Raw genomic sequence first — 14,205 nt, forward strand, 5'->3', positions numbered from 1 at the left:
GTAGGACACCGCCGAACAATTTTTAGCCTCAACCCCCGGACCATGTCCGGGGGTTGAGGCATTTCTGCGTTCACGACGCCTTCCCCGCCGGACCCGCCTGCGGGTCCCCGCAGACGCTGTCCCGTTCGGGTTTCGGAGGCGCGTACGGGGTGAGGTGAGTTCTCGTCGGGGAGGGGCGGGGTGGAGGGAGAGGGCCTACATGGCAGCGGTCGGTGACGAGGGCAGGGGCGCGATGAGACGCGGAGGCCGGGCGCGCCCGCTGAGGGATCTGGTACTCGCGGTCGGGCTCTTGGGCGTGCTGGCCGGAGGGGCTGCGCTGATGGTCAGGACGGCCCGTGCGACCGGCTCGTACCTCCCGGCCGTCCTCTCGGGCCTCGCGCTGTTGCTCGGCGTGGGGGTGTTGTTGTCACGGAGGGGCAGGATTCCCGCGGTGCGGGGGCGGACGCGCGTGGTGTCCGGAGCCGTGGACGTGTACGGCAGCGACGGCGGGACGGAGGCGACGGTCCCGCTTCCGGACGTCGGTGGACCCGGTTTCGCGACCGTCCCGCCCGTGGTCGAACCTCCTCCCGCGGCCTCGCCCGCCGTCGATTCCGGGGCGCTGGACCACCTGGCCGTCGACCCGGACGGCTTCGAGCACACGGTCGCCGCGCTGTGCGCACGCGACGGCTGTTCTCCCGTCGAGGTGGTCGGTGGCGCCGGCGACCTCGGCGCGGACGTGATAGCGACGACTCCCGACGGGCTGCGCGTGGTCCTGCAGTGCAAGCAGTACGCGGCGGACCATCGCGTCGGATCTCCGGACCTCCAGCGCTTCGGGGGCACTTGCTACGCGGTGCACGAGGCCGATGTGGCCGTCGTCGTCACCACCAGTTCCTTCACGGACCCGGCGCTCGAGTACGCGGCTTCCTGCGGCATCGTCTGCGTCGACGGCGCGGAGCTGGAGGCCTGGACCGGATCGGCGGCCCCGGCCCCCTGGGCCGCCCGGGCGGAGGACGCGACCCGCGGCCTCCGGAGCGGTACGTCCTGCGAGACCTGAGCGGTTGAGTCGGTGCCTCGGGCCGGCCCGTCTCGGCCCTACGGCCGTAGCGGGTCCCGAGAGCAGGGTGCTCGTCGGTGGATTCCGGTGCCCGACGGTGGGATGGTCCGGCGCATCATCGATCGACAGCAGGTGATGGCCCGCCAGCGGAAGGATCCCGCCGACACCTGGATCGTGCCGCTCTTTTGCGCGTCCTACCAGAGGGTGCCCGGTCCCGCGATGATCCAGCCGGCGTCGACAGGCTTGACCCAGAAGCTCAATGCCACCTCGATCACCCGTGTGCGGTAGGCGATCTCCACGTAGAAGTGGCTGCCGGTTTCGCCCCAGTGGAAGTCTGCGGGATCGAGGTCGCCGAGCCAGGACAGATCCTGCTCCCACTCGTCGGCAGCGGGGTTTCCGCTCGCCCCGTCCCCCTCGGCGCTTGCTCCGAATCCTCACCGCGAGATCATACGAGCCCGGGAACCGCCTCGGTCCGAGCCGGCCGGTGGGAGGGTGAGTGCGGCGTGGACGGCGTCCGTGATCCGGCCCGGGGGAGTCCGAGGCCGGTCTGGAGGAGCGCGATCGCCGGTGCTTCGGTTTTGGCGGCGGGACGTTTCGGCGTGCGGGTCAGCTCCAGTAGTCGGCGGTGGCCGCTGTCCTTCCTGTCGGGAGTTCGAGTCGTCGTCTGCAGGAGGTGGTGGTGGCCGTCGCCCAGGCGCGGAAGGCTTTGGGGTCTTCCGCGAGGGCGTGGAGGCGGCGGGCCGATTCCTGGGCCCGGACCATCCAGGGCGCGAAGGCGTCCTCGGCCAGGACCCGGTCGAGGTGGTGCCGCGCGGTGGTGGTCCTGCCGGACAGCCCGGCGGCGACGCCGGCGTGGTAGCCGTCCCAGAAGTGGTCGGGGCGAGGCTTCTGGGACGTCAGGAAGGCGGTCGTGGAGGGCAGGTCGACGAACCGGGCCCGGTTCTCCCGCACCAGTGCGGCGGCCCGTCGCGCGAGGTTCCGCGCGTCGAGGGCGAACTGGGCGGGGTTCACGAACCGCTCGAATCCGGGTTCGCGACCGCCGGCGTCGAAGGACAGGTGGTCCCTGTCCTGCCACAACCACATCACGCCGACGTTGAGGTAGCTCCCGTCGCTCCGGCCGGGCTGGAACTCGACGACGCCCAGCCACCAGCCGTGGTCGTCGATCCAGGTGCGCGACCGTCCGCGCTGCTGGAGACCGAGCGGCCGGAGGACCTCGCGGGCGGCCGCCGTGACCAGGCGGGTGGCGGGTGATGTGGCTGTCATGCGGGTCATTGTCCGTCGTCTTGCCGTGCGAGTCCTCCTCGGGCGATCCCCGGAGTCCGGGGCGTGGGGCCGCCCGTCGGGCAGGGCCGAGGCGGTCTCGTGCCGCGTGGGAGCATGTCGGGATGCGGCTGATGGCTGACGGAGCCACACCGGTCTCGCGGTCGGTGCTGGTGAACGATCTGGAGACCGACGACGGCTATGCCTTCGAGCCGGCGAGCCCGCTCTTCCTGGCCGCCGGTGACCGGGTCGGTTTCGAGGGCGGCGTGCTTGTCGTCGTGCGGGCCGGAGGAGAGCGGCTGGCGCCGGCGGGGGACTGGTCCCCTCGGTGCGGGCCCGGAGCTCCGCGCCGCCGGTAGGGGGTGCCCCTCGAACGGCGCGTCGTACGGGGTCGCTCGGTGCGGACACACCGGATGCGGTGTGTCCGGGCCGCCCTCCCGCGGGGCCTGTCGGTGCGTGTGCGGGCGGGGCGATGCCCGAAGTGCCCGACGTCCGCTTCGGGTTCGTCGCCGCGTCGAATCCCTTCGGTTGATCGCGTCGCTGAGGGGGTGTCAGGAGGGCCGTGTGATGTGGCCGTTCGGGGGAGGGGCGCGGCGGGACGTGTGAACGACGTGGAGGCGATGCGGGGGGCTTTTTAAGAAACCTTGTTGAATAAAGCCGCCGGCTGGTTCGCTCTTGATTTGCGCCTGCCAATCCGCACAGGGTTCTCTCGAACGTTTGACGCCCCACACGTCAAGACGAGGAGAAACCCCCTACATGGCAACTCACAAGCGATCGCGCGGACTTCGCAACACGGTCATAGCCGCAGGCGTGGCGGGTTCCGCCGCCGCGGGCCTGCTCGCGGCCAACCTGGCCGGCGCGGCCTCCCCGGCCGAAGGGACCGTGCACGGACTCGGCGCACCCGGCGCCGTCGACGGCAGCTTCGTCGTCATCCTCGACGCGTCCGCGAACAAGGAAGCCCTGGCGAAGAAGTACGGCGGGACGCTCGACCGCGCCTACGGCTCCGAGGTCAACGGCTTCTCGGCGTCCGGACTGAGCGTCCAGGAGGCCAAGCGGCTCGCGGCCGACCCGGCCGTCGGGACGGTCGTGCAGAACAAGCGCTTCACCATCAACGAGACGCAGGAGAAGCCCCCGTCCTGGGGCCTGGACCGGATCGACCAGGCCGAGACCGCCGGCGACGCGAAGTACACGTACCCCGCCGGTGGCGGGGAGGGCGTGACCGCGTACGTGATCGACACCGGAGTCCGCGTCTCGCACCAGGACTTCGGCGGCCGGGCGTCCCATGGTTACGACGCCGTCGACAACGACGAGTCGGCCGACGACGGCAACGGCCACGGCACGCACGTCGCCGGCACCATCGCCGGCACCGCGCACGGAGTCGCGAAGAAGGCCAGGATCGTGGCCGTGAGGGTCCTGGACGACAACGGCTCCGGCACCACCGAGCAGGTCGTCGCGGGCATCGACTGGGTGACGAAGAACCACACCGGTCCCTCCGTCGCCAACATGAGCCTCGGCGGCGGCGCCGACGAGGCGCTCGACGCGGCGGTCCAGCGGGCCATCGCCTCCGGAATCAGCTTCTCGGTCGCCGCCGGCAACGAGTCCTCCGACGCCGGTCAGGGCTCGCCGTCCCGGGTGCCCGAGGCCCTCACGGTCGCCTCCAGCACCGCCACCGACGAGCAGTCCGACTTCTCGAACTTCGGTGCCACGGTCGATCTCTACGCCCCCGGCTCGGAGATCACCTCGGCGTGGAACGACAGCGACACCGGGGTCAAGACGATCTCCGGCACCTCCATGGCCGCGCCCCACGTGGCCGGCGCCGCCGCCCTCCACCTGGCGGCCAACCCGACGGCGACCCCGGCCGACACGGCCGCCGCGCTCACCGGGGCGGCCACGGCGGACGCCATCGAGAACCCGTCCCCCGGCACCCCCAACAAGCTCCTGAAGATCGCCCCCTGACCCGGACCCGCGCACCGCACACGACGGTCCCCTGGAGATCCAGGGGGCCGTCCCCGTGGCGACGTCCCTCGCCGCGGGTCCCACGGGCGGGTGCCTGCGTCGACCCGAGGACCGTCACGCGGGGGACGCGTCGCGCCGCTCCGTTCGGGGGATGTCCTGTCGGACCGGGTCGCTACCGTCCGGTCGTAGGCGTCCGGCTCGGTACGGCTTCGGTGAAGGAGAGCGTGATGGTGTTCGTGGGGGTACACGGGGAGTGGGGGCGGATCGATGCCACCCAGGCCGACCTCGGGTGCGGGCAGGACCGGGAAAGCATCTACCGGGCGAAGCCGGCCGCGCCGCTCACCTGCTACGAGTGCGGCTGGCGCCTGCACCTGGTCCACAGGACCCACGGGGCGTACGAGCTGTGGTTCCTGCGGCACGCCGCCCACGCGCCGCACTGCGAGGCGCGGCTCGCGGGCGAGGGCATGGCGCACCACCTCCTGAAGCTCGACCTCGCCCACCACGCCCGCGCGGCCGGCTGGAGCGCCGAGTACGAGGTCGCCGCCCCGGACGGTTCCTGGCGCGCGGACGTGATGGCCACCTCCCCGGACGGGAGCCGGCGGATCGCGCTGGAGGCGCAGATGTCCTCCCTCTCCCTCGCCGACGCCAAGGCCCGCACCGACCGCTACGCCGCCGCCGGCGTCGAGGTCTGCTGGTTCACCGACCGCAGGACCGTGCCCTGGCTCGACGCGGTGCCGTCCGTCCGGATCGCCCGCCCCGAGGACGGCGGCGCCGTCCGGATCACGGCCGGCGCCGCCCGCATGGAACCGGAGTGGTGCCACGACCGTGCCGACTGCTCCTGGAGCGGCTGGGGCGTCGAAGGGGCCCTCCCGTGCGGAGGCCACGGGAAGTGGGCGGACGTCGAGCCGTTCCCGCTCGACCGGTTCGTCGCGGCCGTCTGCGCGAACACCACCCGTCCGCACCGCCTGCGCGTGCCGAGCTGGGAACAGGGGGAGACCTGGCGGTGGATCACCCGCCGGTACTTCGAGCTGGAGGAGGAACAGGTCCGGGCCACGGCCCGGCGGAAGCGGGTGATGGACCGGCTGGCCGCCGTCCAGCAGCGGCAGCGCGAAGCCGGGGCCGCCGCCGAACGGGAGCACATGACGGCGATCGAGGCCCTGCTCCGGCGCCAGAAGGCCCTGGTCAGGCCGGTGGTGGAGTTCGTCTTCCACGAGTCCGGGGCCTCTCCGAACGTCGGTCGTGACGGCCTCCCCGAGTTCGCCATGGGCGTGCCCGTGTACGTCCGCGGGAAGCCCTACGCGGTCATCTGCCCCGTCGCCGGCCGCGTCCCCGCCCTGCGTGACGCCCTGGCCCCGCTCGTCCTCTTCGCCGCCACCGAGCGCGAGCGCGACCGGATAGCCGCCCAGGCCGAGCCCGGCCAGCGCGTCGAGGTCCTGACGGTCGACGTCCCGCCCCCGACGCTGTCCGCCCGACGCGAGCCGGGCGGACTCACCGTCGAGGCCGCCGTGGACCGGATGTTCGGCCTCGGCCGGATGTAGGCGGCTGCCCGTCGGCCGTCGGCCGTCGGCTGTCGGTCGTCCGCCGTCCGCCGTCCGCCCGTCGCCCGTCCCGCGTGCGGACGAGGGGCCGGCGGGCCCCGCCGAGCGGTGTCCGGCCGTGTTTCCCCGGTGGGGACGGCTCACGGTGCGGTGAGGGTGGCGAGGACCTGCTCGGCGACGCCCGGGTCGCCGAGCAGGTCGTTGTGGCCCATGTCGGCCACCTGCACGTTGCGCGCCCCCGACAGGGCGGTGCTGCTCGTGGGGAGGATCTGGCCGTCGCCGGCGGACCGGAACGTGGTGTAGCGGACGTCGCCCGGCGTCTCGTCGCCCTCGTTCAGACGGGACACCACGTACGAGCCGGGCGTCATGTCCCGGCAGCCCTGGTCCCACAGCGCGCAGGCCCACGCGAGGCCGGTGCCGTGGTTGGGACCGGCGAGGGAGACCCAGTTGCGGACCCTGGGCGCGCCGCCCCCGTACTTCACGTACCAGCGCGTGGGCAGGGAGCCCAGGCTGTGCGCCACGAGGTCCACCCGGTCGGCCCCCGTCCGCCGGAGCACGTCGTCGACGTAGGCGGCGAGCTGTCCGGCGAGCACCTCGTTCGTCGAACGGGACGAGTCGTAGCTCCAGGCGAAGATCCGGTCGGCGGGCGTCCCGGCGGTGGTCAGACGCTCCGTCAGCGATCCCCAGACGCCGGGTCCGGCGTTCCGGCCGTGGACGAGCACGACCGGCCGGGGCGCGCCCGCCGAGTCCTCCCGGGACGCGCCCGCCGAGGCGGCCCGGGACGCGTCCGCCGAGGCGGGCCGGGGCGCGGCCTGGGCGGTGGCGGGGACGGCGACCGTACCGGCGAGGAGCAGTCCGGCGAGGAGCAGGGTGGCACTGCGGCGCATGCGTGACCTCCGGTGAGAAGCGGCGGGGCGGGTCCCCTCCATGTCTGACGCACCGCCAGATAAATCAAACCCCTCCCGCCGCAGAGGATTTACCGCCGGTACGCCGTGCTGTGCCGTGGTGCGGCCGGAACGCGACCCGCACCGTCAGCCCACCGCCCTCCTCCTCCGGGTGCGCCGACGCCGTCGCGGTGGCGCCGTGCGCGCGGGCGATCGCGTCGACGATCGACAGGCCGAGGCCGGCGCCCTCGCCGGGTGCGTGGGTGCGTTCGTTCAGCCGGCGGAAGGGCTCGAAGAGCAGCGCGACGGTGTCGGGCGGGACGACCGGGCCGGTGTTGGTCACCTCGATCCCGGTTCCCGGGCCGGTGCGCACCTCGACCCGGCCGTGCGGGACGTTGTGCCGCACCGCGTTCGCCACCAGATTGTGCAGCAGGCGCTCCAGGAGCACCGGGTCCCCCTCCACGTCCAGCGGCAGCGCCCGCACGTCGAGGGTCACGTCCCGCTCCGCCGCCTCGCCGGCCAGCGCGGCCGCCGCCCGCCGGGCGAGCTCGTCCACCGCGACGGTGCCGCGCTCCTTGAGGCCCTGCTCGGAGGCGGCCAGGAGCAGCAGGCCCTCGATGATCCGCTCGCTGCCGTCCGCGACCTCGATCAGCTTCGCCCGCATCCGCGCCACCCGCCCGGGAGACGGGTCGCCCGCGAGCCCGATCTCGGCCGCCGCCCGCTGCACGGCGAGCGGGGTGCGCAGCTCGTGCGCGGCGTTGGCGGCGAACCGCTGCTGGGCGGAGACCAGGCGCTCCATCCGGCCGAGCATGTCGTCGAAGGTGTCGGCGAGGCGCTTGAGCTCGCCGGGCGGCGCGTCGAGGGCGATCCTCTCGTGCAGGTTTTCCCCGGAGAGACGGCGGGCCGTGTCGGTGATGACGGCGATCGGCCGGAGCACCCTGCCCGCCGTCCACCAGGCGAGGGCGACCGACAGGACCGCGTAGCAGACGAGGACGGCGACGGAGACGGTGAGCAGCCGGTCGAGGGCGGCGGCCTCCGCCGCGTCGCTCACCGTCCGCGTGATCGCCAGCGCCTCGCGCGGGGAGGCGCCCGTCCCCGGGGAGGGCAGCGGACCGGCGGGCGCGGCGCTCGGCGGCCCGCTGGGAAGGGCCGTCGCCCACGGGACCGTCGTCCACGGGGTCGTCGCCCACGGGGCCGTCGGTCCGTCGAGCCGCTGCGCCGGGACGGCCGTGGTCACGGCCATGCTGATCGACGAGTACATGCCTTCTCCCACGAGGACGTATACGACGCCCGTGAGCAGCGAACCGGCGAGCACGAGCAACCCGGCGTAGAGCGCCGTCAGCCGCGCCCGCTCGCCGCGGAAGGCCGGCAGCTGCGCGGCCGCCCCGCCGGGGGCCGCCGCACCGGAGTTCCGGGACCGCCGCCGAGCCCGCCGGGAGGCGAGTCGCCCGCGCGGACCGGGACCCCCGTGTTCCCCGCGTACACCGGGACCCCCGTGTTCCCCGCGTACACCGGCTTCCCCGCGCTCCCCGTGGCCGTCGTCCGCGGCGTGCCCCCCGTGTGCCTCCCGCCGCCCCTTCACGACGCGATCCGGTAGCCCGCGCCCGGCACCGTCTCCACCACCGGTGGCTCTCCGAGCTTGGCGCGGAGCTTGCTGAGGGTCACCCGCACCGCGTTCGTGCGGTAGCTGGTGTGCTCCTCCCAGACCTGCTCGATCAGGTCCTCGCCGCTCACCACCGCTCCCTCGGCCCGCAGCAGCTCCTCCAGCACGCCGAACTCCTTGGGGGAGAGGTGGAGGTGCCGGCCGTCGCGGCTGGCCTGGCGGCGGGCGGTGTCCAGCACGATCCCGGCCCGTTCGAGGACGGGCGGCAGCGCGGGCCGGGCCCGGCGGCCGAGGGCCAGGACGCGGGCGAGCAGCTCGTCGTACGCGAACGGCTTGGCGAGGTAGTCGTCGGCGCCGAGTCCGAGGCCCTCGACCCGGTCCCGTACGGTGCCGGCGGCCGTCAGCATCAGGATCCGGGTCATCAGCCGCTGCTCGAGCACCCGGCGGCACACGTCGTCGCCGTGCGTCCCCGGCAGGTCCCGGTCGAGGACGAGGACGTCGTACTCCCCGAGCCGGAGCTTCCGCAGGGCTTCGAGGCCGTCGGTCGCCACGTCCACGGCGAGCGCGTCCCGGCGCAGCCCTTCCGCGATCATCTCCGCGAGGAACGCCTCGTCCTCCACCACCAGTACGCGCATGACCCCTGTGTATCCGAAAGGGACCTTTCGCCGATGTAAACGAAACCGCTGAGAGAAACGAAACACCCCCGCGCGGCACCGTCGCCGCCATGACGATTCGACGGATCATCCGGACGGCCGCCCCCTCCCTGGCCGCGGCCCTCGCCCTCTTCGCCACCGCCTGCTCGGGCTCCGCGGCCGGAGGGAAGGACGAAGGAAGCGCGAGCGACGAGGGAAAGAAGGCCGACCAGGCCTTCGAGCACCGCAGGTGCCTGCGCGAGCAGGGCCTCGACGTGCCCGAGCCGAAGCCGGGCGAGCAGGGGGTCGGGCTGACGATCGGCGGCGACGGCATGTCCAAGGAGAAGATGGAGAAGGCCTTCAAGGCCTGCGCGGACAAGGCCGGCGGCGCCGGGTTCGGCAAGGAGCCGACGCAGGCCGACAAGGACAAGGCGCTCGCGTACGCGAAGTGCATGCGCGAGAACGGCTTCCCCATGCCCGACCCGGCCTTCGACGGCGCGGCCCAGAAGGCCCTGCCGATACCGCAGGGCGCGGAGAAGCAGAAGTTCGAGAAGGCCGTGAAGGCGTGCGAAGGCGTCGCCCGATGAGCGGCGGCACGCCGGACCCCCGCGCCGCCGGGGCGCGGCCGCTGGGGCGGCGCCGGCTCGGACTCGCCCTCGTGACGCTCCTCGCCCTCACGGGCGGCGGCGTCGCCGTCACCGCCCTCGCGACCCCGTCGAAGGGTCCGGCCGGCGACGCCGGTGCGCAGGGACTGCCGCCGGCCACCGCGCCGGTCACCCGCGGCGACCTCACGGACAGCTCCCGGCGCGACGGCACCCTCGGCCACCTGGGGGAGCGGAGGATCAACGCGGGCGGCCCCGGCGGCACCCTCACCTGGCTCGCCCCGGCCGGCTCCGTCGTGGAGCGCGACGAGCGGCTGTACGAGGTCGACGGCGAGGCCGTCCGGCTGATGTACGGCGAGGAGCCCATGTACCGGAACCTCAAGACCGGCGACACGGGCAAGGACGTGCGGCAGCTGGAGGAGAACCTCGCCGCGCTCGGCCACACCGGCTTCGACGTGGACGACGAGTACACCGCCAAGACCGCCGCGGCGGTCGGGCGCTGGCAGAAGTCCCACGGCCTGAAGCGGACCGGCACCGTCGGCCCGGACCGGATCGCCTTCGCGGGCGGCGCGGTGCGGGTCAAGGAAGCGGGCGCGGACGCGGGCGGCGGCCGGATCGCCCCCGGCGACCGGCTCTCCACCGGCACCCCGGTCCTCACCGTGACCGGCTCCGAGCGGGTCGTCACCTTCGAGGTCCCGGCCTCCGAGGCCGCGTCCGCGAAGACCGGCACCAAGGTCGTGGTGACGCTCCCGGACGGGACGCGGCTGCCGGGCGAGGTGTCCACCGTCGGCAGGACCGCGACGGCCGGCGACGACCCGCAGGACAGGACCCCGAAGATCGACGTCACCGTCGCCTTCGACGACCCGGGCAAGGCCGGGGGCGTCGACCAGTCCCCGGTCGCCGTCGAACTCGCCGGCGAGACCCGCCGGGACGTCCTCTCCGTTCCCGTCAACGCCCTCCTCGCCCTTCCCGACGGCGGGTTCGGCGTCCAGGTCGTGGAGAACGGGACGGCCCGGGACGTCAGGGTCGAGCTCGGCATGTTCGCACAGGGCCGGGTCGAGGTCAGCGGCGACGGCCTGCGCGCGGGCGCGAAGGTCGGGGTGCCGTCCTGATGACCGGCACGCACCGTCCCGCCCCCGGCCTCGGCCGTGATCCCGTCGGCTCTCCTGCTCACGGTCCCGTCGACTCTCCTGTCCACGGTCCCGTCGGCTCTCCTGCTCACGGTCCCGTCGACTCTCCTGTCCACGGTCCCGTCGGCTCTCCTGCTCACGGTCCCGTCGGCCGTCCCGTCCACGGTCCCGTCGACCTCCCGGGCCGGGGCCCTGACGCGGCCGGAAACCCGCCGTGCCACGGGTCCGGCGGTCCGGCGCCGGACGCTCGGGCCTCCCGGACGCCCGTCGTCGAACTGCGGAACGTCGTCAAGGAGTACGCGGGCGGCGTCCGCGCGCTCGACGGCGTCCACCTCACCGTGGAGGAGGGCGAACTCCTCGGCATCGTCGGCCCCTCGGGCTCCGGCAAGTCGACCCTCCTCCACATCGTCGGCACCCTCGACCGGCCGACCACCGGCACCGTCGCGATCGCCGGCCACGACATCGCCGCGCTCGCCGACCGGAAGCTCTCCGCGCTGCGCGCCCGCCACATCGGCTTCGTCTTCCAGGCCTTCCACCTCGCTCCGGGCGTCACCGCCGTGGACAACGTGGCCGAGGGGCTCCTGTACTCCGGACTGCCCCGGGCCCGCCGCCGCGCGCTCGCCGCGGAGGCGCTGGCCCGGGTCGGGCTCGCCGACCGCGCCCGGCACCGGCCGCACGAACTGTCCGGCGGCCAGAAGCAGCGCGTCGCGATCGCCCGCGCGATCGTCGGACAGCCCGACCTGCTGCTCGCCGACGAACCCACCGGTGCGCTGGACACGGCGTCCGGCGAGGCCGTCGTGGAACTGCTGCACAGTCTGAACCGGGAGGGCGCCACGATCGCCGTCATCACCCACGACACCGAGATCGCGCAGCGCCTGCCCCGGCGGGTCCGGATCCGGGACGGACGGGTCGTCGCCGACTCGGCGCGCGGAAAGGCCGTGGTCCGATGAGCGACAGGCGGAAGAAGGCGCACGCGCCGCACGCGCCGATCGAGCCGACCGCGTCCGGCGTGCCCACCGTGTCGACCGCGTCCGCCGTGCCCGTCACGTCCCCCGTGCCCGTCACGTCCGCCGTGCCGACGGCGTCCGGACGGCGGGCCGCGTCCGGACGGCGGGCCGTGGCGCTCAAGGCCCGCAGGCTCGGCCCGCGCGACGTCCTGCACGTCGGCTCGGCCGGACTGCGCAGTCGGCCCGCGCGGGTCGTGCTGTCGGCGCTCGGCATCGCCATCGGCATCGCGACGATGATCGCGGTCGTCGGCATCTCGGCGTCCAGCCAGGCGCAGCTGCTCCAGCGGCTCGACGCCCTCGGCACCAACCTGCTGGTCGCCGAGCCCGGCGAGGGGATGTTCAGCGGCCAGGAGGTGAAGCTGCCCAAGGACGCCGTCGGCATGGTCGGCCGCATCGACGGCGTGGAGGGGGCGGGCGCGAGCGGCGACCTCCGGCACGCGGTGCGCCGCTCGCAGGTGATCCCGGAGGAGGAGACCGGCGGCATCGCCGTGAAGGCGGCGACCGAGGGGCTCCTCGGCGTGCTCCGCGGCACGACGGCGTCCGGCACCTGGCTGAACGCGGCCAACGGCCGCTACCCGGCCGTGGTCCTCGGGCACGTCGCCGCCGAACGCCTCGGCATCGACCGGCCGGGCCGCCAGGTCTGGATCGGCGACCGGTACTTCACCGTGGTCGGCGTCCTCGCCCCCCTCCCGCTCGCCCCCGAGATCGAGCGCGCCGCGCTGGTCGGCTGGGAGGGCGCACAGCGGCTCCTCGGCTTCGACGGCCACCCCACGGCGGTGTACGAGCGGTCCACGGACGCCTCCGTCCGCCGGGTCCAGCGGCTCCTCGCCCCGACGATCGACCCGCGGAACCCGCAGAACGTGGCGGTGAGCGACCCGTCCGAGGCGCTGAAGGCGAAGGCGGCGACCGAGGGGGCCTTCTCCACGCTGCTCCTGGGGCTCGGCGGGATCGCCCTCCTCGTGGGCGGCGTCGGCGTCGCCAACACGATGATCATCTCGGTCCTGGAGCGCCGCCACGAGATCGGCCTGCGCCGTTCGCTCGGTGCGACGAGGGGCCAGATCCGGATCCAGTTCGTCACGGAGTCCCTGATGCTCTCCGGGCTCGGAGGCGTCGCCGGGGTGGCGTTGGGCACGGCGGCGACGGGCGTGTACGCCGCCGCCGGCGGCCTGCCCTGGGTGGTCCCGCCGTGGGCGGCGGGCGCGGGCTTCGTCGCGACGCTCGCGATCGGCACGGTCGCGGGCCTCTACCCGGCGGTCCGCGCCTCCCGGCAGTCGCCGACCGCGGCCCTGGCGGCGGGGTAGGGCACCTCGCCCCGGCGCGGCGCCCCACCCCGGTACCGCACCCCGCCCTCCTCCCTCCGCCCTCGTGCGCGCCGGACCGGCCGCGCCGAGGGCGGAGCCGTTCCCGGGAGGCGGAGCCGTTCCCGGGAGCAGGACCCCTCAGTCCCCGTGGTTCCCGCCCGTCAGTGAGGCGCGGAGCAGGGCCGCCTCCTCGTCGAGGTGGTGCAGGAGCGCCTCCAGGGCCGGGGTGCGGGTGCGGTGGGCGGCCTCGGTGACGCCCACCGTGCGGCCGACGGAGGGGAGTTCGACCGGCAGCGCCGCCAGGTGCTCGTCGTCGCGGAGGACCAGTTCCGGCAGGAGCGCCACCATGTCGGTCTGGAGCAGCAGCGCGCGCATCGTCAGGATGGACGTGCACTCGACCCGGTCGACGGGGAGCGAGAGGCCCCGGTCGACGAAGAGGGCGGCCAGTTCCTGCCGCAGGGCGGTCTGCTCGACGGGCAGGATCCACGGATGGGCGAGGGCGTCCGCGAGCGTGACGCCCGGGCCGGCCCCGCCGTGCCGCGCCCGCTCCAGCAGCGGGTGACCGGCCCGTACCGCGAGCCGGATGGGTTCGCGGTAGAGCATGCGCTGGCGGATCCGCTCGCCCCCCTCGCCGTCACCGGACACGGCCCCCACCCGTCCGACGATGACGTCGACCTCGCCGCCGAGCAGTGCGGGGTGGAGGACGTCGGGCGTGCCCTCCCGGACCACGACGGTGAGCCGGGGGCGTTCGCGTTTCAGGCGTGCCACCGCCCGGGGGAGCAGGACGTTCGCCCCGGCCAGCAGGGTGCCCACGGTCACCGTCCCGTCCCGTCCCTGCCGCAGCCCGGTGAGGTGCTCCTCGGCGCGCCGCACCTCGGCCACCACGGCGCGCGCGTGTCCGACGAGCGCCTCGCCGTACACGGTGGGGAGCATGCCGCGCGGGACGCGGGTGAAGAGCGGCAGCTCCGCCACCGCCTCCAGTTCCCGCAGGGTCCGGGTCGCGGCGGGCTGCGTGAGGTGCAGCGATTCGGCGGCGCGGACGACGCTCCCGTGCTCGTACACCGCGATCAGCAGGGTCAGGTGCCGGAACTTCAGCCGGCCGTCCAGGAGATCCACCGTCAGGGCTCCTTCCGGGGGACGCGGGGAGGGAAGCGGCGCCGTTCCTCCGCCCGGCCCTCCCGGCATACCAGGTTTGCTATACCGCTCTCGCCGATCGGCATTGGATCGGCATAGCTGAGTGGGCGCACTATACCGACACG

Annotated in this window: 13 protein-coding genes; 8 read left to right on the forward strand and 5 right to left on the reverse strand. The window is 74.3% G+C overall.

Annotation, left to right across the window (positions count from 1 at the left end; translation table 11 throughout):
- Positions 1-550: 550 nt before the first annotated feature.
- Positions 551-1,033, forward strand: a complete 483-nt coding sequence (locus IE287_RS38920; RefSeq protein WP_229883949.1) for a restriction endonuclease — start codon at positions 551-553, stop codon at positions 1,031-1,033.
- A 606-nt stretch (positions 1,034-1,639) separates the two neighbouring features.
- Here IE287_RS38920 and IE287_RS35310 read toward each other — a convergent pair.
- The gene (locus tag IE287_RS35310) at positions 1,640-2,296 is read right to left on the reverse strand and encodes a hypothetical protein (RefSeq protein ID WP_189853499.1); all 657 of its coding nucleotides are present in this window, start codon (positions 2,294-2,296) and stop codon (positions 1,640-1,642) included.
- Positions 2,297-2,427: 131 nt separating this feature from the next.
- Between IE287_RS35310 and IE287_RS35315 the strand changes: the two genes are divergently transcribed.
- The 3 genes from IE287_RS35315 to IE287_RS35325 all read left to right on the forward strand — a co-directional run bounded on the left by IE287_RS35315 (position 2,428) and on the right by IE287_RS35325 (position 5,787).
- A complete protein-coding gene (locus IE287_RS35315) occupies positions 2,428-2,652 on the forward strand; it encodes a hypothetical protein (RefSeq protein WP_189853500.1) in 225 nt (74 codons plus the stop codon).
- Between the two features lie 397 nt (positions 2,653-3,049).
- Positions 3,050-4,249, forward strand: a complete 1,200-nt coding sequence (locus tag IE287_RS35320) for a S8 family peptidase (RefSeq protein WP_189853501.1) — start codon at positions 3,050-3,052, stop codon at positions 4,247-4,249.
- Positions 4,250-4,476: 227 nt separating this feature from the next.
- Entirely contained in the window at positions 4,477-5,787 is a 1,311-nt protein-coding gene (locus IE287_RS35325) for a competence protein CoiA family protein (RefSeq protein WP_189853502.1), read from the forward strand.
- Positions 5,788-5,927: 140 nt separating this feature from the next.
- Here IE287_RS35325 and IE287_RS35330 read toward each other — a convergent pair whose 3' ends face one another.
- The 3 genes from IE287_RS35330 to IE287_RS35340 form a co-directional block, all read right to left on the reverse strand.
- The gene (locus IE287_RS35330) at positions 5,928-6,674 is read right to left on the reverse strand and encodes an esterase/lipase family protein (RefSeq protein WP_189853503.1); all 747 of its coding nucleotides are present in this window, start codon (positions 6,672-6,674) and stop codon (positions 5,928-5,930) included.
- Between the two features lie 64 nt (positions 6,675-6,738).
- A complete protein-coding gene (locus IE287_RS35335; RefSeq protein ID WP_229883950.1) occupies positions 6,739-7,932 on the reverse strand; it encodes an ATP-binding protein in 1,194 nt (397 codons plus the stop codon).
- A 317-nt stretch (positions 7,933-8,249) separates the two neighbouring features.
- The gene (locus tag IE287_RS35340; protein ID WP_189853504.1) at positions 8,250-8,909 is read right to left on the reverse strand and encodes a response regulator transcription factor; all 660 of its coding nucleotides are present in this window, start codon (positions 8,907-8,909) and stop codon (positions 8,250-8,252) included.
- A gap of 89 nt (positions 8,910-8,998) precedes the next feature.
- Between IE287_RS35340 and IE287_RS35345 the strand changes: the two genes are divergently transcribed.
- From IE287_RS35345 to IE287_RS35360, 4 genes are all read left to right on the forward strand, one after another.
- Positions 8,999-9,493 (forward strand): hypothetical protein, encoded by a 495-nt coding sequence (locus IE287_RS35345; protein WP_189853505.1) that lies wholly within the window; start codon positions 8,999-9,001, stop codon positions 9,491-9,493.
- Positions 9,490-10,620 (forward strand): peptidoglycan-binding protein, encoded by a 1,131-nt coding sequence (locus tag IE287_RS35350; protein ID WP_189853506.1) that lies wholly within the window; start codon positions 9,490-9,492, stop codon positions 10,618-10,620. Before IE287_RS35345 ends, IE287_RS35350 begins: the two co-directional genes overlap by 4 nt.
- Positions 10,621-10,913: 293 nt before the next feature.
- Complete coding sequence (locus IE287_RS35355; protein ID WP_189853542.1) at positions 10,914-11,588, forward strand: ABC transporter ATP-binding protein; 675 nt, start codon at positions 10,914-10,916, stop codon at positions 11,586-11,588.
- The gene (locus tag IE287_RS35360) at positions 11,585-12,946 is read left to right on the forward strand and encodes an ABC transporter permease (RefSeq protein WP_189853507.1); all 1,362 of its coding nucleotides are present in this window, start codon (positions 11,585-11,587) and stop codon (positions 12,944-12,946) included. The genes IE287_RS35355 and IE287_RS35360 overlap by 4 nt, the downstream gene beginning before the upstream one ends.
- A 138-nt stretch (positions 12,947-13,084) precedes the next feature.
- Here IE287_RS35360 and IE287_RS35365 read toward each other — a convergent pair whose 3' ends face one another.
- Positions 13,085-14,062: a LysR substrate-binding domain-containing protein gene (locus tag IE287_RS35365; RefSeq protein ID WP_189853508.1), complete on the reverse strand. Its 978-nt coding sequence runs from the start codon at positions 14,060-14,062 to the stop codon at positions 13,085-13,087.
- Positions 14,063-14,205: the final 143 nt, after the last annotated feature.

The organism is Streptomyces omiyaensis, from assembly GCF_014650895.1.
Classification (GTDB): domain Bacteria; phylum Actinomycetota; class Actinomycetes; order Streptomycetales; family Streptomycetaceae; genus Streptomyces; species Streptomyces omiyaensis.